The organism is Ensifer sp. Root423 (genome assembly GCF_001426275.1).
Classification (GTDB): domain Bacteria; phylum Pseudomonadota; class Alphaproteobacteria; order Rhizobiales; family Rhizobiaceae; genus Ensifer; species Ensifer adhaerens.
This window is the reverse complement of sequence record NZ_LMEG01000045.1, coordinates 382,968-406,255: the sequence shown is the minus strand read 5'-3', so window position 1 is coordinate 406,255 and position 23,288 is coordinate 382,968. Positions and strand designations below refer to the sequence as shown.

At 62.5% G+C, this 23,288-nt stretch carries 23 protein-coding genes and 1 pseudogene; 9 read left to right on the top strand and 15 right to left on the bottom strand.

Going from position 1 to position 23,288, the window contains the following annotated elements:
- Window positions 1-318: 318 nt before the first annotated feature.
- Window positions 319-1,155 (top strand): glycosyltransferase family 8 protein, encoded by an 837-nt coding sequence (locus tag ASD01_RS30615; protein ID WP_051659149.1) that lies wholly within the window; start codon window positions 319-321, stop codon window positions 1,153-1,155.
- 68 nt (window positions 1,156-1,223) lie between these two features.
- On the opposite strand, the gene ASD01_RS30610 is transcribed toward ASD01_RS30615, so the two are convergent.
- Window positions 1,224-1,403, bottom strand: a complete 180-nt coding sequence (locus ASD01_RS30610; RefSeq protein ID WP_034789185.1) for a hypothetical protein — start codon at window positions 1,401-1,403, stop codon at window positions 1,224-1,226.
- A 490-nt stretch (window positions 1,404-1,893) separates the two neighbouring features.
- Here ASD01_RS30610 and ASD01_RS36320 point away from each other — a divergent pair, with 490 nt between their 5' ends.
- The gene (locus ASD01_RS36320) at window positions 1,894-2,037 is read left to right on the top strand and encodes a hypothetical protein (RefSeq protein WP_090294740.1); all 144 of its coding nucleotides are present in this window, start codon (window positions 1,894-1,896) and stop codon (window positions 2,035-2,037) included.
- A 130-nt stretch (window positions 2,038-2,167) separates the two neighbouring features.
- Here ASD01_RS36320 and cysN read toward each other — a convergent pair whose 3' ends face one another.
- The 4 genes from cysN to ASD01_RS30590 form a co-directional block, all read right to left on the bottom strand.
- Window positions 2,168-3,673 carry a sulfate adenylyltransferase subunit CysN gene (cysN, locus tag ASD01_RS30605; RefSeq protein WP_034789186.1) on the bottom strand — a complete coding sequence of 502 codons (1,506 nt, stop codon included), beginning with the start codon at window positions 3,671-3,673 and terminating at the stop codon, window positions 2,168-2,170.
- Window positions 3,673-4,626: a sulfate adenylyltransferase subunit CysD gene (gene cysD / locus ASD01_RS30600; RefSeq protein ID WP_034789188.1), complete on the bottom strand. Its 954-nt coding sequence runs from the start codon at window positions 4,624-4,626 to the stop codon at window positions 3,673-3,675. The genes cysN and cysD overlap by 1 nt, the downstream gene beginning before the upstream one ends.
- A gap of 43 nt (window positions 4,627-4,669) precedes the next feature.
- Window positions 4,670-5,428: a phosphoadenylyl-sulfate reductase gene (locus ASD01_RS30595; protein WP_034789190.1), complete on the bottom strand. Its 759-nt coding sequence runs from the start codon at window positions 5,426-5,428 to the stop codon at window positions 4,670-4,672.
- A 231-nt stretch (window positions 5,429-5,659) separates the two neighbouring features.
- Complete coding sequence (locus tag ASD01_RS30590) at window positions 5,660-7,573, bottom strand: HAMP domain-containing methyl-accepting chemotaxis protein (RefSeq protein ID WP_034789192.1); 1,914 nt, start codon at window positions 7,571-7,573, stop codon at window positions 5,660-5,662.
- A gap of 382 nt (window positions 7,574-7,955) precedes the next feature.
- Here ASD01_RS30590 and ASD01_RS30585 point away from each other — a divergent pair, with 382 nt between their 5' ends.
- Both ASD01_RS30585 and ASD01_RS30580 read left to right on the top strand, forming a co-directional pair.
- Window positions 7,956-8,345: a DUF6152 family protein gene (locus tag ASD01_RS30585; RefSeq protein WP_034789195.1), complete on the top strand. Its 390-nt coding sequence runs from the start codon at window positions 7,956-7,958 to the stop codon at window positions 8,343-8,345.
- Window positions 8,342-8,821 (top strand): DUF6644 family protein, encoded by a 480-nt coding sequence (locus ASD01_RS30580; RefSeq protein WP_060529829.1) that lies wholly within the window; start codon window positions 8,342-8,344, stop codon window positions 8,819-8,821. Before ASD01_RS30585 ends, ASD01_RS30580 begins: the two co-directional genes overlap by 4 nt.
- Before the next feature lie 8 nt (window positions 8,822-8,829).
- Here the strand turns inward: ASD01_RS30580 and ASD01_RS30575 are convergent, their stop codons facing one another.
- The 6 genes from ASD01_RS30575 to betI form a co-directional block, all read right to left on the bottom strand.
- Window positions 8,830-9,465: a flavodoxin family protein gene (locus ASD01_RS30575; RefSeq protein WP_034789198.1), complete on the bottom strand. Its 636-nt coding sequence runs from the start codon at window positions 9,463-9,465 to the stop codon at window positions 8,830-8,832.
- Between the two features lie 165 nt (window positions 9,466-9,630).
- The gene (locus ASD01_RS30570; protein WP_051659150.1) at window positions 9,631-10,524 is read right to left on the bottom strand and encodes a sigma-70 family RNA polymerase sigma factor; all 894 of its coding nucleotides are present in this window, start codon (window positions 10,522-10,524) and stop codon (window positions 9,631-9,633) included.
- A gap of 219 nt (window positions 10,525-10,743) precedes the next feature.
- Window positions 10,744-12,393 (bottom strand): choline dehydrogenase, encoded by a 1,650-nt coding sequence (betA, locus tag ASD01_RS30565; RefSeq protein WP_060529828.1) that lies wholly within the window; start codon window positions 12,391-12,393, stop codon window positions 10,744-10,746.
- A 266-nt stretch (window positions 12,394-12,659) separates the two neighbouring features.
- On the bottom strand, window positions 12,660-14,123 hold the full coding sequence (gene betB / locus ASD01_RS30560) for a betaine-aldehyde dehydrogenase (RefSeq protein WP_034789204.1): 1,464 nt from the start codon (window positions 14,121-14,123) through the stop codon (window positions 12,660-12,662).
- 1 nt (window position 14,124) lies between these two features.
- Window positions 14,125-15,660 carry a choline-sulfatase gene (betC, locus tag ASD01_RS30555; protein ID WP_034789207.1) on the bottom strand — a complete coding sequence of 512 codons (1,536 nt, stop codon included), beginning with the start codon at window positions 15,658-15,660 and terminating at the stop codon, window positions 14,125-14,127.
- Entirely contained in the window at window positions 15,657-16,259 is a 603-nt protein-coding gene (betI, locus tag ASD01_RS30550; RefSeq protein ID WP_034789209.1) for a transcriptional regulator BetI, read from the bottom strand. Before betI ends, betC begins: the two co-directional genes overlap by 4 nt.
- 146 nt (window positions 16,260-16,405) lie before the next feature.
- On the opposite strand from betI, the gene ASD01_RS30545 reads away from it, so the two are divergent.
- Complete coding sequence (locus ASD01_RS30545) at window positions 16,406-16,954, top strand: HdeD family acid-resistance protein (RefSeq protein ID WP_034789210.1); 549 nt, start codon at window positions 16,406-16,408, stop codon at window positions 16,952-16,954.
- A gap of 2 nt (window positions 16,955-16,956) precedes the next feature.
- On the opposite strand, the gene ASD01_RS30540 is transcribed toward ASD01_RS30545, so the two are convergent.
- Window positions 16,957-17,532 (bottom strand): TetR/AcrR family transcriptional regulator, encoded by a 576-nt coding sequence (locus ASD01_RS30540; RefSeq protein ID WP_034789212.1) that lies wholly within the window; start codon window positions 17,530-17,532, stop codon window positions 16,957-16,959.
- An 83-nt stretch (window positions 17,533-17,615) separates the two neighbouring features.
- On the opposite strand from ASD01_RS30540, the gene ASD01_RS30535 reads away from it, so the two are divergent.
- The 4 genes from ASD01_RS30535 to ASD01_RS30520 all read left to right on the top strand — a co-directional run bounded on the left by ASD01_RS30535 (window position 17,616) and on the right by ASD01_RS30520 (window position 21,595).
- Window positions 17,616-18,017, top strand: a complete 402-nt coding sequence (locus ASD01_RS30535; protein WP_034789430.1) for a hypothetical protein — start codon at window positions 17,616-17,618, stop codon at window positions 18,015-18,017.
- A gap of 34 nt (window positions 18,018-18,051) precedes the next feature.
- The gene (locus ASD01_RS30530; protein WP_051659152.1) at window positions 18,052-18,486 is read left to right on the top strand and encodes a DUF3995 domain-containing protein; all 435 of its coding nucleotides are present in this window, start codon (window positions 18,052-18,054) and stop codon (window positions 18,484-18,486) included.
- A 218-nt stretch (window positions 18,487-18,704) separates the two neighbouring features.
- Complete coding sequence (locus ASD01_RS30525; RefSeq protein WP_034789215.1) at window positions 18,705-20,501, top strand: GGDEF domain-containing protein; 1,797 nt, start codon at window positions 18,705-18,707, stop codon at window positions 20,499-20,501.
- A 95-nt stretch (window positions 20,502-20,596) separates the two neighbouring features.
- Entirely contained in the window at window positions 20,597-21,595 is a 999-nt protein-coding gene (locus ASD01_RS30520; protein ID WP_034789217.1) for an NAD(P)H-quinone oxidoreductase, read from the top strand.
- A gap of 12 nt (window positions 21,596-21,607) precedes the next feature.
- On the opposite strand, the gene ASD01_RS30515 is transcribed toward ASD01_RS30520, so the two are convergent.
- From ASD01_RS30515 to ASD01_RS30505, 3 genes and pseudogenes are all read right to left on the bottom strand, one after another.
- Window positions 21,608-21,904 (bottom strand): hypothetical protein, encoded by a 297-nt coding sequence (locus tag ASD01_RS30515; protein ID WP_034789220.1) that lies wholly within the window; start codon window positions 21,902-21,904, stop codon window positions 21,608-21,610.
- A gap of 10 nt (window positions 21,905-21,914) precedes the next feature.
- Entirely contained in the window at window positions 21,915-22,400 is a 486-nt protein-coding gene (locus tag ASD01_RS30510; RefSeq protein ID WP_034789222.1) for an NUDIX hydrolase, read from the bottom strand.
- Between the two features lie 89 nt (window positions 22,401-22,489).
- Window positions 22,490-23,226: pseudogene (locus tag ASD01_RS30505) on the bottom strand (DUF3750 domain-containing protein).
- Between the last annotated feature and the right edge of the window lie 62 nt (window positions 23,227-23,288).

Below are 23,288 nucleotides of genomic sequence, written 5' to 3'. Positions count from 1 at the left end.
TCTGCGGACAAACAACTATTATCTGCTCTGCCCACTTGACGCGGAAGCATGGTGTGCGAAGTCATTCGCCATGAAGAGAAGCACACCAGTGCATCCGCGTGTTTTCGGGTAAGAGATGACCTATTAATTTCATTGATACTTCCGTCGCATATTGCGCGACACCATGAGCGTGGCCCTCGCTTGGCGAGGGTCACGCCATTTCAAATGAAAGCAATCAAAGCGTCTACCGGTATGTGCGGTCGAGCGAGATCTTGCTTTTGGCCTGGACACTGCATGCGGCCCTGTGGCTGCGCGTTGCATTGCTGAAATTGACTTTAAATGATTGTTGCATGCTCGATCGACAGGCGCTTCGCGGAACTCGCGGGTGTCATGCTTTACTCGCTCGAAAAGAACGGTGGCATTCCAGATGCGCAGGTCTTTATCCTAGGTGACGGGCTGCGGGCGTCCGACAAGGAGATGCTGCAAGCCTGTGCCAAACGGAAGCTGTGCTTCATCGATGTCGAAGGCGACATTCTCTCAAAAATCTCAGGCCTGAAGACGACGAGCTACTGGAGCCGCGCTACCTACGCTCGACTGTATCTGCCGGAATTGCTAGCCGACCGGCACGACCGTCTGCTCTACCTGGACGCTGACACGCTGATCAAAAAGAGCCTGGCACCACTGGCCGATCTGTCGTTTGAAGGCAGGGCCGTTGCAGCCGTTCCCTATGATGACCCGACGCGTTTCAATCCGTCGCTCGGCCGAGAGGCGAACACACCCTACTTCAACGCGGGAGTCCTGCTGGTCGATATCGATGCCTGGAACGCGCAGGACTACACGGCTCGCATTGCCAGGCTGCTTCAGGCGCGTTCGTTCGATTTCTTGGATCAGGACGTACTGAACCTTACGACCGAAGGGAATTTCGTTCATCTCCCCGGCCACTGGAATGCGCAGAAGGGGTGGGAAGACTATTCTCAAGCTTCCATCGTGCACTTCACTCACGCCAAGCCGAACACGAAAGAATGCGAGCACCCGGAGAAGGCGACGTTTCTGGAGTACCGGAAACAAACGCCCTGGCGTTCGGCGCGACTAATCACAAATCGCGACCGGCGCATTCGCACGCTGCTGCTATCGATCAGAAAGAAGTGGCAGTGGCTCTCGGCGTTTGCTCGGTAGCTGCGCTTGACTTGTGTAGGGGCGGTGCGGTGCGGGCCGCATAGCACCGCCGCCCGCCATGCGCTCGGTCAGCCCCGCTTTTCCAGGCCGTTCAGCACGGATTGCGCGGCGGCCTGTGCCTCCAGCATCGACGTGAAGTTGCCTTGGGCGGGGTAGGTGACGCCGCGGAACTTGATGACGAAGCACCATTTGCCGTTGATGCGTTTCTCGACCTTTACGGTGGTTTCCGGTTGCTTGTCGGTGCTCACCCTGTCGTCTCCCTGATTCGGCATTCTTGCGCCAAGGCCGCCCAGATACGCCGAGGAGAGCGGTTCTGTCCACCGCAGGGTGCGCGACCGTCGATGCAAATGTTCCGGGCGAGGGGGTGAAGGCGAACGTCGCGTCCGCTTTCATTAGTCCATAGTCAGGCGGACTGTCCCACGGCGTTCGGAAACGGTGAAACAGCCCTATCGATCCTCATGATCGACGCGCCAAGTTACGAATGCGGCGTTGGATTGATAGTCGTGATCGCGCGAGGCTTGCGTCATGGTGAAGCGATTACCAGCGTTGTTTCATTTTGAAACAGCGCCTCTCCGGCTTGATAACGCCGCAACGGAACCTTGACCTCGGCGATCGCGGCGCCGACGCAGGCCGTTTATTGTTCACATGGAAACGACGTGTTCGCAGATTGGTGTCTTATCAGCGTGAACAATCGGGGCGATATTTCCATCAACACTTGTTTTTGCCCGAGAGGCTCAGATGTTGAAGGAACCAATTTTTAACTTTCGCGAGATCGCCATTTGGTCCGCTATTCTTGGCAGCGTCGTCGGCTACCAGCTTTGGCAGCACGCCGATCCTGCGCCGCTGACGATCACTCTTCCTGCGATCGAGCAGCAGCTTTGATGGATGCCTGCGGAGTTGCGCCTCCGGCAAGCTGTCGAAATGCGTCCACGGCGATCACCACTGGTTCTCAGCCGTCCATGCAAAATAAAAAGGGGCCGCTCCGGCCCCTTTTTGCTGCGTGCGATGTCGCTCACCCGTCGATGTCGTCGATGATCTCCACGGCCCTGCCGGCGGAGACGCGGCGAACTTCGGCTTCCTCGCGGCGACCGGCGAAAAGTTCGGTCGCCATCAGCTGGTCGGCAAGGTCGGCCGGCAGCGAGAGGATGACGCGGGCGTCTTCCGTGTGGATGCCGCCGAGCGCCGAGCGCTTGGCGGTGATCATGCCGCCCGCCACCGTGTTGTTGGTGTCCGGATCGATCAGGATGAACGCGCCGGTGGTGCGGTTCTGCTCGTAAGTGTCGAAGATCGCCTGCTCGTCGAAGGCAAGATGCACCTTGCCGATGGCGTTCATCGGCAGCTGATCGGCCTGGTTCCACTTACCGGTCTGGAGGTCAAGCTGGCTTGCCGGCTGCACCTGGACGCGCTGGCGTCGGCTGCCACTCTTCAGCCAGTAGCGCTTGCCGGGCTGGATGCCTTCGGCCTGCAGCGCGACGAGCTGGGCGTCGAAGGAAAGACCGGTCAGCGGCTGGCTGTCGATCGCGACGATCATGTCGCCGCGCGAGACGTCCACTTGGCGGTCGAGCACGAGCGTGATCGCGTCGCCGGCGACCGCTGCGTTGCGCACGAGATCGAAGGTGACGATCTTGGTGACGTTGGCAACCATGCCCGAGGGCAGGATGACAACACTGTCGCCGGGCTTCACCGAGCCGCCGGCAACCGTGCCCTGATAGCCGCGGAAGCTTTCGCCGGGCCGCGAGACGCGCTGCACCGGCAGGCGGAAACCAACGGTCTGGGCCGAACGGGTGGTTGCCAGCTCCAGTACCTCGATCAGCGTCGGGCCGTCATACCAGGGCATCGAGGCGCGGCCGTCGTAGACGACGTTCTCGCCCTTTAGCGCCGAGACCGGGATGGCGATGACCTGGCGCACGCCAAGCGACAGCGCCAGCTCGCGGAACTCGTGGCTGATCTCTTCGAAACGGGCGCGGTCGTAGTCGGTGAGATCGATCTTGTTGACCGCCAGCACGAACTGCTTGATGCCCATCAGTGTCGCGATCGTCGCATGCCGGCGGGTCTGTTCGAGCAGTCCGACGCGGGCGTCGACGAGCAGCACGGCGAGGTCGGCGGTCGAGGCGCCGGTCGCCATGTTGCGGGTATATTGCTCATGACCGGGCGTGTCGGCGACGATGAACGAGCGCTTGTCGGTCGAGAAGTAGCGATAGGCGACATCAATGGTGATGCCCTGTTCGCGCTCGGCCTGCAGCCCGTCGAGCAGCAGCGCGAAATCGGGAAGGCCAAGATCGTTCTGCTTGCCTTTGGAATCGCGCTGAAGCGTCGCTGCCTGGTCTTCCTTGACCGCCTTGGTGTCCCAGAGCAAGCGGCCGATCAGTGTCGACTTGCCGTCGTCGACCGAGCCGCAGGTGATGAGCCGAAGGGGACGGCTGTCACGGGTGGCGCGCGCCGGCTCCTGCGCCGGGAAAGCGAGAACTTCGCCAGCTGCAACGTGCTCGACGGCATTCGCGGTTGCGGGTGCGGTCATCAGAAATATCCTTCGCGCTTCTTCTTTTCCATCGAGCCGGATTGGTCACGGTCGATGGCGCGGCCCTGGCGTTCGGAAACGGTCGCGGTTTCGAGTTCGGAGATGATGTCGTCGAGCGTCGTCGCGGTCGAACGGATGGCGCCGGTCAGCGGGAAGCAGCCGAGCGTGCGGAAGCGGATGACTTCTTCGCGCTTGGTCTCGCCAGGCAAAAGTTCGAGGCGCGGGTCTTCGGCGAGGATCATCATGCCGTCGCGTTCGACGATCGGGCGCTTTTCAGAAAAGTAGAGCGGCACGATCGGAATGTCTTCGGCCTGGATGTAGCGCCAGATATCGACCTCGGTCCAGTTGGACAGCGGGAAGGCGCGCACGCTCTCGCCCTTGCGGATCATGCCGTTGTAGACGTTCCAGAGTTCCGGACGCTGGTTGCGCGGGTCCCAGCGGTGGTCGGGCGTGCGGAAGGAGTAGATGCGCTCCTTGGCGCGGCTCGCCTCTTCGTCGCGACGCGCGCCGCCGAAGGCAGCATCGAACTGGCCGGCGTCGAGCGCCTGGCGCAGCGCCTCGGTCTTCATGATGTCCGTATAGAGCGCCGAACCGTGGGTGAACGGCGTGACGTTCTCGGCGGCACCGCGCGGATTGACGTGCTCGATCAGGTCAAGGTCGTAGCGCTCGACGATCTCGTTGCGGAACGCGATCATCTCGGCGAATTTCCAGCCGGTGTTGACGTGCAGCAGCGGGAAGGGAACGCGGCCGGGATAGAAGGCCTTGCGTGCCAGATGCAAGAGAACCGAGGAATCCTTGCCGATCGAATAAAGCATGACCGGGCGCTCGAACTCGGCGGCCACTTCGCGGAAGATGTGGATCGCTTCGTTTTCCAGCGCCTTCAGATGCGGATCGAGCGGCGGCTTGGCACTCTGCGGATTATGCAGTTCCGTTTCCGGATGGATGTGGGGCATTTCAGTCTCCGGGAGGATTTGTCTTCGGACGAGCGCGCCAGCCTCAGGCGGCGCTGCTCGAATTGGGGATGATGGAGCTTGCGGCGGCCTCGGGAACATGCAGACCACATTCGCGCTTCTCGTCGTTCTCCCACCACCAGCGGCCGGCGCGCTCGGGCTCGCCGGGCTTGATGGCGCGGGTGCAGGGCTCACAGCCGATCGACGGATAGCCGCGGGCGTGCAGCGGGTTGACCGGAACGGCGTGCGTGGCGACGTAGCTGTTGATGGTCTCGATGTCCCAGTCGGCCAGCGGATTGATCTTGATCAGGCCGCGTTCGGCATCTGCCTCGGCAAAGGGCGTGGAGGCACGGTTGCCCGACTGGCCGCGGCGCAGCCCGGTAACCCAGAAGCTTGCTCCTTCGAGTGCGCGCGCAAGCGGCTTCAGCTTGCGCACGTCGCAACAGGCATGTCGCGCTTCGACGCTTTCATAGAAACCGTTGAGACCGTAGCGCGCCGCATAGGCATCGATGTCGGCCTTTTCCGGATGGTAGCGCTTGATCAGGATGTCGTAGGCTTCTTCCGTCTTGTCGATCAGCGCCGCGGTCTCATCGAAGAGACGACCGGTCTGAAGCGTGACGACATCGACGGCAAGCTTGTTCTTGCCGATCGCGGCGGTAATCACCTGATCCTCGATGCCGAGCGAGGTCGTGAAGACTGCCCGCCCTTCAAGGCTTGCAACGAGCGCCAGCCGCCCGGCGAGATCCAGGCTTTCGAGCCTCTCGTTCAGTGCCTTGGCGGTGGTTTCGAGGGATGACGTGGTCATGGCTGCGTCCTGTTCCAACTTGGGCGGAATATCGCAGCCGAACAGGACAATGGACAGAAATAGCGGTTTCTAATGCTGTTTGTTTGGAGCAAATCTGCCTCTCAGATCGAAAAGCAGCGAAAAACCGAATATAGACTATTAATTTACTAGATTTAATACTGTATGTGGCAAAAGCTAGAGACGCGAACCCTGCGGCTCGCGTCTCCTTGTTTTGCGGCCGAAGCCTGATCGTCAGAACTCCGCCCAGCCGTCCTCCTGTGGTCGCGCGCCGCCGCGATAGGCGCCGGCGAGCTTGCGGGTCAACGCACGTGCGGGCGAGGGGGCTGCACTTTCCGTGGCACCACTTGCCACGAGGCGTGGTCCTGCCGAAGAGCCGTTGCCGGTCCTGAAGCGCATCAGGAGGTCGTTGAGCGCGCCGGCCTCGCGGGCAAGGCTGTGGCTGGCGGCGGTCGATTGCTCCACCATCGCCGCATTCTGCTGCGTGCCCTGGTCGATGGCATTCACCGCCGTATTGATCTGCTGGATGCCGGCTGCCTGTTCGCGGGCGCTTTCGACGATCGCCGTCACGTGGTTGCTGATCTCCTTGACCTCGACGATGATGCTTTCGAGTGCCGCGCCGGTCTCTCGCACCAGGGTGACGCCGGATTTGACCTGCTGGCCGGATGTGGCGATCAGCACCTTGATCTCCTTGGCAGCCTGAGCCGAGCGCTGGGCAAGCTCGCGCACTTCCTGGGCGACGACGGCAAAACCCTTGCCCGCCTCACCGGCGCGAGCCGCCTCGACGCCGGCGTTGAGCGCCAAGAGGTTCGTCTGGAAGGCGATGTCGTCGATCACGCCGATGATGCTGGAGATCTCCCGCGACGAGGCTTCGATGCCGCTCATGGCGGTGACGGCATTGCCGACGATTTCGCCGGATTTCTCCGCAGCACCTCGGGTGCGGGTGACGAGCGTGCCCGCCTCTTCCGCGCGCCGGCTGGCATCGGCGACGGTGGTGGCGATCTGGTCGAGCGCGGCTGCGGTTTCCTCGACCGAGGCGGCCTGTTGTTCCGTGCGCTTGGAGAGGTCGCCGGCGGCGGAGCGGATTTCGCTGGCGCCGGCATTGATGCTGCGGGCATTCTCCCCGACCGAGCGCAGTGCCTCTTCGAGGTTGGTGACCGAGCTGTTGAAGTTGGTTCGCAGCGCGTCGAGCCGTTCGGCAAGCGGCGTGTCGATGCGGAAGGTCAGATCACCTTCGGCAAGGCGATCGAGACCAAAGCCGAGCGCGCTGACTGCCGCCTGGACCTCGGCCGCCTCTTTCGCCTTCTGTGCCTCGCGCTGTTCACGCTCGCGTTCAGACAGCGAACGACCGGCTTCGGCCTCTTGCTCCAGCCGCTCGCGTTCCAGCGCATTGTCTCGGAAGACGGCGACAGCGCCGGCCATCTGGCCGATTTCGTCGCGGCGACCTTCGCCGAAGATCAGTGCCTTGAGATTGCCGGCGGCAAGCTGGCGCATGGCTTCGCGCAGGCTCGTCAGCGGGCGCAGCAGGCCGGCAATGACGAACCAGACGGTCGCGCCAAGCATGAGCAGGGCGAAGCCGGCAATCACACTTTGCCAGAGTGTCAGGTTGTCCTTCTCGGCATTCGCCGCTTCGAGTTCGCCGTTAGCCTCGGAAAGCTGCAGCTTGATCAAGTCGCTGATTGGCGCGGCGAGGGGATCGACTGATGAGTAGAGCTTGGTATCGACAAAGCGTTCGAGTTCGGCCTTGTCCTGACGCTGCATGATCTGCACGAGATCGCGGATCGACGCATCACTTGCGATGCGCGCCCTGTCGAAAATCTCGGTCAGCGTCTTTTCCTCCGGCGTGAGTCGTGTGGCTTCGTAGGTGCGCCAGCGCGTATCGATGGTCGCAAGCGCCGTGTCGATCGCTTTTGCGCCGGCCGCCCAGTCTAGGGCGCCGCTGCGGACCTTATGGCTCGTGTCGACGATTTCGACCGCATACATGTCGGACACCGTCTTCAAGTGGTCGACCGGCAGCAACCGGTCGGCGACAATCGATTCAGTGCGTTTGGAGATGGAAGTCAGCGCACTGAAGGCCGTAACGATCATGACCAGCATGGCGACGGCGAGCAGGGACAGACAGACGAGCAGGCGTGCTTTGATTGTCATGAATAACGCTCCGCGGTTGCCCGCAAGGCAAATCATCCTCGGCCGATGGCCGCGGGCATGGCCGCAAAGGCATCGGTAAGCGAGCTCGCCTTGGCAGGGGAGTGATGTCGATGATGGGATGGAGCACGCGATATTGCGCGGCGAAACTGCCGTCATGGCATGTTCGCCCAGCGTTCACTCCGTCTCATATAGACATAACAACCGGAGATTAAGAATGGCTAAATTTTAAGCTGTTGATTAAAGTTCGCGCAACCCAAGATTATCGCAACCATAGGCGGTGGCTGTCTGCGATGCTCAAGAAGTGTTGAAGACCGCGTCCTTTCGCAAACCGCTCTTCGGGTTCAAGCTGCCACCTCTCCGAAACAGGCGAAGGAGCAGGGACATGTTGAATGCCATTTCACGCCGTGGCGTTGTCGCAATCATCCTGACGGGGCTTCTGGTTACCGGCGCCTATGCCCATCACGGATGGTCCTGGGCCGAGGCCGACCAGATCGAGCTCAAGGGCACCATCCGCGAGATCTCGATGGCGCCGCCGCATCCGACCTTACAGGTGGAGTCGTCCACGGATGGCATGTGGCACGTCGAACTCGGCAATCCCCGCCAGACGGAGCGCTCAGGCTTTGTCGAGGGATCGGCCAAGGCCGGTGACGAGATCATCGTTCTCGGCAACCGTTCGCTCGACCCGAACGAAAAGCGCATGAAGGCGGTGCGCATCACGGTCGCCGGCAAGACCTATGACATCTATCCGGAACGCATCCGGGCCGGTGGATGAGCGGCGCGGAACTCGTCGAGTGGATCGCCGGCTGGCCGGTGGGCGCGGCGCTCAGACGCTCGGCGATCCTCTATCTCGTGGTCAACGCGGCTCATATTCTCGCGATCGGCCTGCTCATCGGCGCGATCGTACCGCTTGATCTGAGGCTGCTCGGGCTTGTCGGTGATGCGCCCGTCGCGGTGCTTGGACCCTTTCTGGCGCAAGCGGCTGCGATCGGCCTGGCGATGGCGATCGTCACCGGCTTTTGCCTCTTCAGCGTCAGGCCTTCGGCCTATCTCGCCAATCCGGCGTTTCTGACCAAGCTCGCGCTGCTGGCAATCGGAACGCTCAATGCACTGTCGGTCCGCGTGGGTACGGCCTGGTCGGTCGCGCGCGCAGGGGGAGCCGTTGCGTTGCGCCTGCGTGCGCAGGCGCTTGCCTCCTTGGTCACATGGCTGGGTGCTCTGCTCGCCGGCCGCTGGATCGGCTTTCTCTGACGCTGATCCTATCGCTCGCCTGCCGTTCTCCACGCGGGAAGGGCAGGCTCCTGTTCGACCGTTCTTCCTCGCACGAATTGCAGCGTTGTCTCGGCCACGCGTTGGCCGAGATGACTTGCCGTCTCAAGATCGGATGGTGGCGGCGCCAGATCGGCGCCCTGGTCGACATAGGACTGGGCGCCGGCGCCCAGCCAGAAGCCAAGCCGGTTGAGATCGTCAGGTGATCCTTTGGTCGAGTGGTTGGCCGGTGGTAGGTCGAGGTTGATCCAGTGCATGCCATGCTGGGCAGCAAAGAGAGCAAGTTGCATCAGCGTCGCGAGTTTATCGCCCGAGGCGGTTCCCGAGTTGGTGAAACCGGCAGCAAACTTGTTTTTCCAAAGGTAGCCCTTGGCCATCACGGCACTGGAACTCGCTTCCTGAAATGACTTGAACGCGGCTGACTGGCCTCCGACATAGGTCGGCGTGCCGAAAATGATCGCCTCGGCCGAGCGGAGATCGTTCCACCGTGCCGGTACATCCTCAACCGCTAGGAGCAGACCTTGTGCGCCGTCGACGCGCTCGATACCGGCTTTAACAGCCTTGGCCTGGCGTGCCGTGTGCCCGTATCCGCTGTGGTAGATGACGGCAATGCATATGTTGCTCATGGTTTGGTCTCCTATGGTTTGGTGTTGGGCCTGCCGAGCGAGTAGAGGCACGCGCCTTCGGCGCGTGGCAGGTTAAGTTTGTTTGGAGCAGGGGCGATCAGCAGAGCTGTCGGCTCTGGTGCCTGTGCGCGGGGGCGCGATCGTTAGGGCGCGGTCACCCGTCACTCAATGAACGGCCGGAGCATCGAGATATGTCAGCGCTTCTGGGAGGTGTTTTAGCTTGTCCGGATTGCGCGTGACATAGATGACGGTGATTCTATCCCGCTCGATCTCGATCGCGGTGGTCTGCAGGACCCCGTCTTCGATGGTGATAAAACCGGGCAGCCCATTGATGAATTCGTAACGCACGAGCCGCGACATCGCCCGGGCAAAGATCAGCCTCAGCGAGGCGTGCAGCATTATCACTTCGTCTATTCCGACGATCGGCCGTCTTGGCGCCACTGTCTTGCCGCCGCCGTCGGCATAGACGATCGCGCCGGTCGCAAGCAGCGAACGGAGCTTGTGCAAATCGCCGCCACGGGAAGCGGCAAAGAAGGCGGCGGCGATTTCCATGCCCTGTTCCCGTGGCATCGCAAATCGGCGGCGGGTCTCGCGGACATTGACACGGGCACGACTGGCCAGTTGACGGCAGGTTGCTGCCTTGCGGCCGAGCGTCTCGCCGATTTCATCGAAGCTGACACCGAAGACGTCGTGCAGCAGGAAGGCCGCTCGTTCCAGCGGCGACAGGCGTTCCAGTGCCATCATCAGAGGCAGGGTAATGTCGTCGAGTTCGTCGCACTGCTCGACGACCGGTTCCGGCAGCCATGGCCCGAGGTAGGTTTCGCGCCGCCGCCGTGCCGACTTCAACTGGTTGAGGCAAAGGCGTGTCACGATCCGGCCCAGAAATGCCGATGGTTCTTTGACGGCCGCACGGTCGGCGTTCAGCCAGCGCAGGAATGCTTCCTGTACGACATCTTCGGCTTCGCTGACGGAGCCCAGCATGCGATAGGCGATGCGGATCAGTCGCGGGCGTACCGCGCCGAAGGTCGTTCTGACGTCTTCGTCGATCATCCCGGCCATCACGCGCCCCGCTGCGATATGGCGCGGCCGGCCCCGAAATGGCTAGCGCGCACACGAGGCCATGATGGCATCACCGCTGCGGCGGTCCCATGCGGATCGGGCTTCGCTGTCATCTTCGTCTCCTTCATCTCAAGCACTCGAGAAGACAAGACAAGATAACACCGGCGAATGTGACATGCGGCCGTCGATCGCCGGCAAAAAAGTTCGCCTTGCCGCGAACTATCTGTCGCTGACCTGCCAGCGCGGATTGATCCACGGTTCCTGGTTCGATCTGGCGAGGGGCTGCTTGCCGAGAATGTGGTCGGCCGCCTTCTCGCCGGTCATGATCGACGGGCTGTTCAAGTTGCCGTAGGTCACGTGCGGGAAGATCGAGCTGTCGGCGACACGAAGCCCTTCGACACCGATGACGCGGGTCTCCGGATCGACCACCGCCATCGGGTCGTCCTTGGCACCCATCCGGCAGGTGCCGCAGGGGTGGTAGGCGCTTTCCAGATGCTCGCGCAGGAACGCGTCGATCTGTTCGTCCGACTGGACTTTCTCGCCCGGCTGGATCTCCGGACCGCGATAGTGGTCGAAGGCTTTCTGGCCGAAGATCTCGCGGGTGAGGCGCACGCAGTGGCGGAACTTCTCCCAGTCCTCCGGGTGGCTCATATAGTTGAAGCGGATGACGGGGTCGGCCATCGGATCGGAGGAGCGCAGCGTGACGTTGCCGCGCGACTTCGAGAGGTTGTAGCCGACATGCACCTGGAAGCCGTGGGTGTTGGCGGCCGCCTTGCCGTCGTAGCTGATCGCCACCGGCAGGAAGTGGTACTGGATATCTGGCTGCTTGACGCCGGGGGCCGAGCGCAGGAAGGCGCAGGCCTCGAACTGGTTAGAGATGCCGAGGCCCTTCTTGAAGAACAGCCACTGCGCGCCGGCAACGCCCTGCCAGAACCAGGGCAGCCAGGAATAGAGCGACACGGGCTTGGTCGAAATCTGCTGGAAATAGAACTCCATATGGTCCTGCAGGTTTGCGCCGACGCCTGGTCGGTCAACCTTCACCTCGATGCCCATGTCCTTCAGGTGCTCGGCCGGGCCGATGCCCGAGAGCATCAAGAGCTTCGGCGAATTGAACGAGGAGGCCGAGACGACGACCTCACGGTTGGCCTTGACGACCTCGATCTTGCCGCCGCGCTCGATCTCGACCCCGCTCGCTCGGCCGTTCTCGATGATGATCCGACGGGCGAAGCAACGCACGAGCGACACGTTCTGCCGCTTCATCGCCGGCTTCAGATAGGCGTTTGCCGCCGACCAGCGCCGGCCCTGCCAGACGGTCTGCTCCATCAGCCCGAAGCCTTCCTGCTTCGAGCCGTTATAGTCATCGGTGAGTTCGAAACCGGCCTGCTGGCCGGCCTCGATAAAGGCATGGAACAGCGGATTGTGGACCGGGCCGCGTTTAACGTGCAGCGGTCCGTCGGTTCCGCGCCAGCCGGCTTCGCCGCCGTGGCTGTTTTCCATGCGCTTGAAATAGGGCAGCACATCCGCATAGGCCCAGCCGCGCGCGCCGAGTTCTTCCCAACGGTTGAAGTCTTCCGCATGGCCGCGCACATAGACGAGGCCGTTGATCGAGGAGGAGCCGCCGATCACCTTGCCGCGTGGCGCGGTGATGCGGCGGTTGTTGAGGTTCGGCTCAGGCTCAGACAGATAGCCCCAGTTGTAGCGCTTCATGCTCATCGGCCAGGCAAGCGCTGCTGGCATCTGGATGAACGGCCCCGCATCCGTTCCGCCATATTCCAGTACCAGGACGGTATTCTTGCCGTCTTCTGAGAGGCGATAGGCGAGCGCCGAGCCGGCGGAGCCGGAGCCGATGATGATGTAATCTGCCTGCATAAGCGTGGTCTTTCTTTTAATCGTTGCCCCTCGGCATGCCTCTCATCCGCAGTGACGGGATGCGCCGCTCATACGCACGGTGAGGGATCCGCCCCTCATCCGGCTGCCGCCACCTTCTCCCCGCAGGCGGGGAGAAGGAAAACGCGGATATGTCTTGCTCCCTCTCTGACGTCCCTATGCGTTGCCGCGTGTGGTCTGGCGAGCAGGCCTCGTCCCCTCTCCCCGCGAGCGGGGAGAGGGCTAGGGGGAGGGCCAAATCAACAATCTCAATACGGCGCCTGCACCGGTCCCATGCCGACATAGACGGTCTTCAGCTCGCTATAATGGTTGAGCGCCGCGACCGAATTCTCGCGGCCGAAGCCGGATTGCTTGGAGCCGCCGAAGGGGATTTCCACCGGGCAGAGATTGTAGGTGTTGATCCACAGCGTACCGGCCTCCAGCTGGTCGACGACGCGGTGGGCGCGCGTAATGTCGGCGGTGAAGACGCCGGCCGAAAGGCCGAATTCGGTGGCATTGGCGCGGGCGATCACCTCGGCCTCGTCGTCGAAGTCGAGCACGCACATGACAGGCCCGAAGATCTCCTCGCGGGCGATCGTCATCCCGTCGGTGACGTCGGCAAAGACGGTCGGCTGGATATAGGTGCCTTCGGCATTGACCGCATTCGGAATGCCGCCACCGGTCACCAGTCGCGCACCTTCGGCCTTGCCCTTCTCGATATAGGAGAAGACCTTGTCGCGCTGCGGCGCCGAGACCATCGGCCCGAGCTGCGTTGCCTCGTCCATCGGGTCGCCGATGACGATCGCCTCGGTGCGGGCTTTGAGCCGCGTCAGGAACTGTTCCTTGATGCCCTTGTGCACGAAGACGCGGGTGCCGTTCGAGCAGACCTGGCCGGTCGAATAGAAGTTGCCGAGCATGGCGCCGCCGATGGCGCTTTCGAGGTCGGCGTCGTCGAAGACGATCAGCGGCGACTTGCCGCCAAGCTCCATGGTGACGTGCTTGAGTTCGGCCGCTGCTGCACCCGCCACCTTCTTGCCGGTCGGGACCGAGCCTGTCAGCGATACCTTGGCGACGTCGGGATGGTTGACGAGCAGGGGCCCGGTGGTGCGATCGCCCTGGATGACATTGTAGAGGCCCTTCGGCAGGCCGGCTTCGACGAGAATTTCGGCGATCTTCAGGGCGCCGAGCGGCGTGTTTTCCGAGGGCTTGAAGACCATGGCGTTGCCGGCGGCGAGCGCCGGCGCGCCCTTCCAGCAGGCGATCTGCTGCGGATAGTTCCAGGCGCCGATCCCGACGCATACGCCAAGCGGCACGCGCTTGGTATAGGCAAAGTCGCCGCCAAGCGGGATGTAGTCGCCATTGAGCGCCGTGGCGATGACACCGCCGAAGAACTCGAAACTGTCGGCGCCGGAGGTCGGATCGGCGACGATCGTCTCCTGGATCGGCTTGCCGGTGTCGAGCGTTTCGAGCTCGGAGAGCTCGCGGTTGCGCTCGCGCATGATCTCGGCGGCGCGCTTAAGGACCCGGCCACGCGCCGTCGGGCTCATAGCCGCCCATTCCGGCTGGGCGCGCTTGGCAGCGGCAATCGCCTTTTCGACGATCGCCGGCGTTGCCGCATGCAGCCGGGCGATCACTTCGCCGGTCGCCGGGTAGATGCTCTCGATGACAGTGCCTTCGATGTCCTCGACATATTCGCCGTCGATGAAGTGCGAGGCTTGCGGTTGGGCTTTCATGTCATTCTCCCCGCGGATAGCGTTTGGATTCCTCGAGATTGTCGAGGTTCATATGGTTGCGCATGTAGCGCTCGGATGCCTTCTGCAGCGGCTGGTGATCCCAAGGGTAATAGGCGCCGTTCCGGAGCGCCTCGTAGACCACCCAGCGCCGGGCCTGGCTTTCACGCACGGCCGCATCGAAGGCCGCCATGTCCCAATGGGCGGCGCACATGTCCTGGAACGCCTGCAGGGTTGCCGCCTGTACCGGCGTTTCGGGCTTGGCAGCGAGGTTTGTCAGTTCCAGCGGATCCGCTTCGAGATCGTAGAGCTGGTCGGGATCGAGCGCACAGTGGATGTATTTCCATTTGCCTTCGCGGATGGCGACCAGCGGCGCGTAGGAGGCTTCCGCCGCATATTCCATCAGCACCGGCTCTGAGCGCTCCTCGCCGTTGATCATGGGCACCAGGCTGATGCCATCGGTCCAGGGCTTGACCTCGTCCAGGGAGATGCCGGCGAGATCGGCGAGCGTCGGCGTCACGTCGAGATTGGAGGTCGGCGCCAGATGCAGGCCGGGCGTCACACCCGGTCCGGCGACCATCAGCGGCACGCGGGCCGACCCCTCGAAGAAGTTCATCTTGAACCACAGGCCGCGCTCGCCAAGCATATCGCCGTGATCCGAGCAGAAGAGGATCAGCGTGTCGTCGAGCATGCGGGTGCGCGTCAACGTATCCAGAAGTTCGCCGACCTTTTCGTCAAGATAGGAAATGTTGGCGAAATAGGCGCGGCGCGAGCGGCGGATGTTGTCTTCCGTCAGGTCAAAATTGACGTAGTCGCAGGAATGCATGATGCGCTTGGAATGCGGATCCTGCCGGTCGTCCGGCAGCATGCCGACCTCGGGCAACAGATGCTCGCAATCCTCGTAGAGGTCCCAGAACTTCTTTCGCGCCACGTAAGGGTCGTGCGGGTGGGTGAACGAGACCGTCAGGCACCAGGGGCGGCGCTCCGCGTCATCGTTTTCGCGCGACAGCTGGTAGAGCTTCTGGTTGGCAAGGAAGGCGACCTCGTCGTCATATTCCATCTGGTTGGTGATCTCGGCGACGCCGGCGCCGGTGACCGAGCCGAGATTGTGGTACCACCAGTCGATGCGCTCGCCGGGTTTGCGATAGTCCGGCGTCCAGCCGAAATCGGCCGGGTAGATGTCGGTCGTCAGCCGTTCCTCGAAGCCGTGCAGTTGGTCCGGGCCGACGAAATGCATCTTGCCCGACAGCGCCGTGTAGTAGCCGGCGCGGCGCAGGTGGTGTGCATAGGTCGGGATCGACGACTGGTACTCGGCGGCGTTGTCGTAGACGCGGGTGCGGCTCGGCAGTTGCCCGGCCATGAACGAGGCGCGGGCAGGGGCGCAGAGCGGCGACGAGGTGTAATTGTTGCGGAACCGGGCCGAGCGGGCGGCGAGTGCCTTCAGGTGCGGCGCATGCAGGAACGCGGCCGGTCCGTCGGGAAAGAACTTTCCGTTCAGCTGGTCGACCATGATGATCAGGATGTTCGGTCTTGCGGTCATGCGGCCGTTCCCTGGTATGTGAGCCGATCGATGTGCGAGGTGACATAGTCTTCGGTAAGTGCGATCGAAGCTTCGATGCTGATCGGCGCGGAGCGCAGACTCTGGCGGATATAGAGCCCGTCGATCATCGCAGCTGCGCCTTCGGCAATGCGTTCCGCGTCATCATCGGCACAAAGCGTCTTGAGGCTCGCCAGCAGATTGGATCGCAGGCGCCGGGCATAGACGACGAGCAGCCGCCGCACCTCTTCCGAGCGCTGCGCTTCCGAGTAAAAGGCAAGCCAGGCGGCGATCGTATCGGGGGCGAACTGGCTTGCCTGGAAGGAGACGCGGATGAGCGCGCTCAGCCTTTCGCGCGGGCCTGCCACGGTGCGGAGCGCCGTCACCGTGTCGTCGCGCAATTGCCTTAGAAGGCTGCGGATGGTCTCGATCAGCAATTGTTCCTTGCTGCCGAAATAGTGGTGGGCAAGGGCAGGGGAAACGCCGGCGTGGCGGGCGATCTCGGACATGGTGACGGCAAGCGTGCCCTGGTCGCCGATCACGCGCAGCGCTGCGTCGACCAGCGCCTTGCGGCGCACCGGTTCCATCCCGACCTTCGGCATCCGTCTCTCCCTTGACGATGATCAGTCTATTTTTGATTGACTCATCAATCAATAAAAATCGACTGTGTTTTCACTTTCCTTTTGTGCAGAAATCCGGCTCAATCCCCGCGTTAGCGATCTCGCGTTGCAAAGGACTGGAGGTTGAGATGACCCACGCATTCGATCGAGCCGACAAGTCAGCGGTTGCCGGTAAATGGGGGTGGTTCGTCGCCCTCGGCGTGCTGTTGATCATGTGCGGCGGCCTTGCCTTCGGCAATCTGCTGATGGCGACGGTCGCGTCCGTCTATTATGTCGGGATCATCATGCTGGTCGGCGGGCTGTTCAACCTCGCCCACGCCTTTCAGGTAAAGGGCTGGGACAGCGTGCTCTACTGGGGCCTGAGCGGCGCCTGCTATACGATCGCCGGCCTTTTTGCCTTCATCAATCCCGTGCTCGCCTCGTCCTTCCTCACCTTTATCATGGCGATCGCCTTGATCGTCGCGGGTTGCTTCCGCATCTGGGTTGGCCTGAAGCTCAGGCCGCTGCAGGGCTGGGGCTGGGTTGCACTCGGCGGTCTGGTCACGCTTGTGGCCGGCCTGATCATCGCTGCCGGCTGGCCGGTCAACAGCCTCTGGATCCTCGGCCTGTTTCTCGCCGTCGACCTCGTCATGCAGGGCTTGTCGCTGATCGCCTTCGGCGTTCTGGCCAAGGGCTGAGTTTAGCGCGAGGTTCTGCTGCCGAGCAGCGCCTCGAGCAGCCGGAGCAGATCGCCGCGAAGATCAGCAAGACCGTTTGCAGCGAGCGCCTCAAGTCCGATCAGCGCGCCGTAGAGCGCGCTGGCGCCGCTGCGACTCTCACTTGACGAAAATCCGCAATGACCGAGCAGGTCGGCAATGTAGCCAAGGCGGCGTTCGTCGACGGACTTAAGGGTCATGGCGGCCATGGTGTCGAAGCGCGCCCATTCGCGGACCGCGCCGTCCGTCAGCAAGCCGCCATAGGGAAGGCTGCGTTCGTCGGTCGCGGCATGCACCAACAACCGCAATCGCTCCTGCGCCGTTACTTCCACGGCTTCGATTTCCGCGATGATCGCGTCTGTCGCTTCGCGCGCCCAATGGGCTAGCATCTTTGCCTTCAGATCCGGCACATCCTTGAAATGCCAGTAGAAGGAGCCCTTGCTCACCTTCAGGTCGCGGGCGATCGCCTCGGCCCGGATCGCCTGCACGCCGCCGGTCGTCAGTGCGCGGAAGGCGGCCTTGATCCAATCATCGCTCGTGAGGGTACTTTTTGTCGTCATAGCCTTCCATACGTCACCGTATTGACTGATGCAACCAGGTCGCGTACATACGCTGCCGTATGGTGAAGATTGGAGGCGAAGGCATGAGCAAATGGCTTCTGGCAGCGGGCATCCTGTCCCTGGCGACAACGGGCATTCATCTCTTTGCCGGCGGGCCGGAGGTGCATGTGCCTTTGCTTGCAAGCAGCCCCTCGGCGCTGCTTAAAACCTATGTCTCGCTTCTCTGGCACGCGACGAGCGCCATCCTCCTGATCAACAGTATCACCCTGCTGTTTGCCGCCGTGAACGGGCGTTACCGTGCGCCGCTGGCCGCTGCGGTGATCGTGCAATATCTCGCCTATGCGGTGCTCTTCATCGGCTACGGGCTTGCCCATCTCGGTTCTCTCTCGACCACGCCGCAATGGGCGGCCTTTCTCCTCATGGCCGCGCTCGCGGCGATCGGCGTGCGGTCGGGCAAAGGGTCTCCGTCAACCGTGACCGCTTGAGGCGGTCCGCCCACAGGCAAGCAAGGAACCCATCATGTTGGCGGCAATCGCGATCCTGCTTTTCCTCGTTCTTTCCGGTATCGCCGGGCTGCATGCCTACTGGGCGTTCGGCGGACTTTGGCCCTGTGACGACGAAGAAACGCTTGTCCGCACGGTGGTCGGCACGAAGCACCGGTCGGCGATGCCGCCGGTCTGGCTGACGCTGGTCGTCGTCGTACTCCTCTTTGCGGCGGCGCTCCTGCCATTGTCCGTGACGCCCGTCTTTGCAGGGCTTTTGCCGCCGATCCTCGGCCATGGCGGCCTTGCCGGGCTTGCCGCCATCTTCGTCGCCCGTGGCCTCCTGGCCTTCACCACCGCGTTCCACCAACGCCACGGCACGGAGCCCTTCGTGACGCTCGACCGTCGCATCTACGGTCCGCTCTGCCTGGTCATCGGTGCCGGATACCTGACATTGCTCGTTCTCGTCTGAACCATCCTGGCGCGACGGTCAGGATGGGGCAGACGCCGACCGATCGCAGGACTTGCTCATGAAACTACTGATTTCATTAGAGTGTTTGCATCTGATTGGCGCAGTTGCGGCTGTCACATAGCTTTCATCAAAGCTTCATAATGGGGAAAGACTTCGTTGACGCTTGCTGGCCATGCTGCCGGCGTTCGACCGTCCGTCCCATATTTCTGGAGCCCGGCATGTCCGCCGCCCCCGCCGAAATTCTCTCGTTGCGCCGGTTCGGCGACGACCAGATCGTAACGCTCGCCAAGTTGGTGATCGAAACCGCCTTCCAGCCGATCGCAGAAGCGGCGACCGGCACCGTCTTCGGCTACGAATCCCTGATGCGCGGCTTTCAGAAACTCGGCTTTGCCTCGCCGCTGGAGCTGCTCGACAAGGCGGAAGAAGAAGGGCAGCTGCTGGCGCTCGAACACATGATCAACAGTCGCGCCGTCGCCGGCTTTGCGACGCTGCCCGATCATTCCGCACGCACGCTGTTCCTCAACTTCGACTCACGCCTCGTTGGCGGTGAAGGCGACATCGTCGAACGCCTCGTCAACCACTTGAAGCGCGCCAATATCGCCCCGTCGTCACTCTGTTTCGAGCTTTCCGAGCGCTTCGATGGCGGCAAGATGCCGGATTTCTCGGCCCTCGTGCGTGATCTCCGGCTTGCCGGTTTCAAGCTGGCGATTGACGATTTCGGCGCCGGCTTCAACGGGCTGAAGCTGCTCTGCGACCAGCCGGTCGACTATGTGAAGATCGACAGACACTTCGTCTCGGGCATCGAGGCCGATGCCCGCAAGCGCCATCTCGTCCGCCACACGGTCAACACCGCCCATGTGCTCGGCACGCGGGTGATTGCCGAAGGTGTGGAGACGGAGGCGGAGTTTCTGACCTGTCGCGACCTCGGCTGCGATCTGGTGCAGGGTTATTACGTCGCCCGGCCGACGACGCATCTGAGCGAACTTCTGCCTGCCTATCCGCATCTCGACCAGAGCGTCGCCAGCCGGCGGTCCTCGTCGACGCTGGACGGCATCCTGATCCGCAAGCAGATCGAGCAACTGCCGACCGTTCGCGAAAGTGACGAACTCGATTCCGTCTTCGATCTCTTCCGGCGCAATCCGCGCCAGGGATTCTTCCCGGTCCTGAACGCCAATGGCGAGCCGCGCGGCATCCTGCACGAGTATCACGTCAAGGAGCTGATCTATCACCCTTTCGGCCGCGATCTCCTGAAGAACCGGATCTACCAGCGGCGGATTTCGCACTTCGCCAGCCCGGCGCCGATTGCCGATCTCGACACGCCGGCGGATGAAATGCTGAAAATCTTCGCCGGCATGGACGGCAGCGATTGCCTGATCCTGACGGAGAACATGCGCTACGCCGGCACGCTCTCGGCCTCGTCGCTCTTGAAGATTATCAACGAAAAACAATTGAAGATGGCGCAGGAGCAGAATCCGCTGACGGGTCTGCCCGGCAACCGCGCCATCCGCGACTATGTCCAGGACGCGATCCTCGACGGCGATCATGCGCGTTACTTCTGCTATTGCGATTTCGACGACTTCAAGCCCTTCAACGATACCTACGGTTTCCAGAAGGGCGATCTCGCGATCACGCTCTTTGCCGCCCTGCTGCGCCGCCATTTCATCGGCGAGGAGAAATTCCTCGGCCATGTCGGCGGCGACGACTTCTTCGTCGGTGTCAGCGGCTGTTCGGTCGAGGAGCTGGAAGCGGTGCTGAACCGCCTGCTCGACGATTTTCGCTCCGACGTAGGCCAGCTCTATTCGCCAGAGCATCAGGCGGAGGGCCGCATCAGCGGCTACGGCCGTGACGGCTCGGCGAAGGATTTTCCGCTGATGCGCTGCTCGATCGCCGTCCTTGGGCTGCCCGAAGGCTTTGTTTTCTCCGACGCCCAGGCCGTCAGCGCCCGCATCGCCGAGATCAAGTCGCGCGCCAAGGCGAGCGATACCGGTCTTGTCATGGATGCACTCGGCGGCTGAGCTGCGCTTTCGACGGCCGGTCGTTCGACAATCAGCCTTTTCGCCTCGCGTTTCCGGCGCTACCTATGCGCCTTGAGAATTCGCGAGGTAGTGCCATGTCTCTTCCATTGGAAATGCAATTCGTTGACCTTCCAGCCCCGGGCGGGCCTGAAAACATGGTGCTCGCGAAGGGGCCGTTGCCAGAGCTCAAGCCGGGCGACATCCTCGTTCGGGTGGAGGCGGCGGGCATCAACCGTCCCGACGTTTTGCAGCGCAAGGGCGACTATCCGCCGCCGCCGGGCGCAAGCCCGATCCTCGGCCTGGAAGTGGCGGGCGAAGTCGTGGCGCTCGGCGAGGGGGCTCAAGGGTTCCGGATCGGCGACAAGGTCTGTGCGCTCGCCAATGGCGGCGGCTATGCGGAATATACGGCGGTGCCCGCGACCCAGGTGCTCGCCTGGCCTAGGGGCTATGACGCCGTGAAGGCGGCCGCCCTGCCGGAAACTTTCTTCACCGTCTGGGCCAATGTCTTCGATATGGCCGGGCTGAAAGCGGGCGAAACCATCCTCATCCACGGCGGCTCCAGCGGCATCGGCACGACGGCGATCCAGCTCGCCAAGGCCTTCGGCGCCGAGGTCTTCGTCACTGCCGGCAGCACCGAGAAATGCCGCGCCTGCGAAGCGCTCGGCGCCAAGCGGGCGATCAACTATCGCGACGAGGATTTCAAGACGGTCGTTCTCGAAGAGACCGGCGGGCGTGGCGTCGATGTCATTCTCGACATGGTCGGCGCCCGCTATTTCGACCGCAACATCGGTTCGCTCGCCAAGGACGGCCGTCTGTCGATCATCGCCTTCCTCGGCGGCGCCAAGGTTGAAGGGGCGAACATCGCGCCGATCCTGACCAAGCGGCTGCATGTCATGGGCTCGGCCTTACGTCCGCGCACGGCGGCGGAAAAGCAGGCGATCCGCGACGGTCTGGTTGAGAAGGTCTGGCCGCTGCTGGAAGCGGGCAAGGTCGCGCCGGTCATCCATTCCGTCCTGCCCTTCAGCGCGGTCGCCGACGGCCATCGCCAGATGGAGCAGGGCGACCATGTCGGCAAGATCATCATGTCCCTGTGATCGGAACGATCGTCAGGCCTGTGATCGGCGGCGAAGAGGAAAACGATCTTCGACCATCGTCGCCCTTGTAATCGCTGATGGATCGCTTACCTTCAAATCATCAGCAACGAACAGAAAGGAAGGTGGTCCAATGTCTAATGAGATTTCGGTCTTGGTGAAGGGCATGGAAGAGGTGAAGGTGTCGAGGCAGCCCTCGGCATAATCCCCGCCTTCCTTCGGGTCTGAAAGCCCGGGCCAGTCATACGGCCAAAACTCATGGAAGGGTCGCCTCGCGCGGCCCTTTTCCATTTTTAGCACTTGGCTCAGCATCAAGCCTCGCCTAACCGGCCGATCCGACCGGCGCCGTTTCCTGGATCAGCAGCCAAGGGTTCGGTTCGTTGTCGACGAACTCGTCCCGGATATGCTTCAGCACTTTCCTTTGCCCGGCAAAGGGCACCATGCGGAGCGCTTCGTCAAAGCTCACCCAGCGAAACGCGCTGTGTTCGGCATTGAGCCGGACCGTGGCGCCCTTGGCTGCAAAGCCGACGAAGACGGGCAGCAGGCTGATGGCATTGCGGTCGGCCTCGTAAAACTGCTCGCAGATGTCGGCGGAATAGAAGCGGTCGGGCCGCAGGCCCGTTTCCTCCTCGACTTCGCGCAGGCCCGCCTGCCAGGCCGTTTCATTCGCTTCGATCGCGCCGGCGACTTGGCACCAGGTTCCCGCAAGTGTTCCGGTGCGCTTGAGAAGGAGAACCTCGAAGGTGCTCCCAGCCGGGCGGAGAACGACAACCGAAACAGCAAAGCTCCTGATCGGTATTTCATGCATGCGGGCGCGTCCTCCTGATTCGACCGGCGCACCATGCAATGCAAATCACCGGCGCTCAACCTAAGCGATGGCCCGTCAAGCCTGGACCATCATATGCCGATGCGTCCGATCGCCGGAACCTTGATGCCGGGATTGGCGAAGTCGAAACCGGCGACAAGGCCGAAGAAATGCAGCTCGAGGCCGCTGCGAACACCCGCCGAGATACCGGCCAGGCCATAGGCGTCGCGTGCAGGTCGCGCCCGTCGGCATCGATCTGGAACAGCTTTCCCTCCGGCAGATAGTCGCGGCCGACTGCGTCCGGCGGCAGCACGGCGCCGAGTTCCGGTACGGTTCGCAGCACGTGGGCGACGAAGGTGTTGGAGTTCGGGCCGGGCCAGATCCGGTAGCCGCCAGGCGAAGCGTAAGGGTAGCTGGCGATCGCCGCCTCGATCTTCGGGATCAGCCGCGTGGCGTCAGCGCCGGTCACCGAGACGACCAGCCGCGGCTCATTCGAGTACCAGCGTGCATCCGCCGGATAGCCGTTCTTGCGGATCGGTTTGCCCCAGCCGACCTTGTCGTAGCGATCGTAGGTGGCAGCGCCCTCATTCTTGGTCACGATCCAGGCGTGGCTCGCGACAGCACCCTTCATGCCGCCCGTGGTCGCCGAGAACACGTAGATCGCCGCGTCCGCGCTTTCCGTTGCCTTCGGCAGGATCCCGGCCGAGGACCAATCGGCGTCGCGCCAGCTTTGCGGCCGGTCCTGCATGTACCACCAGCCGGCCGAGGCCAACGCCGGCAGCAGGTAAATGACGAGAAAAGCAGCGGCCAGCCTGCGGGCGAATTTCATGAAAACTCCGTTCCTTGCCGGTAAAATCCTGCTAAATGCACGGAGCAATTTCGGATATTTGA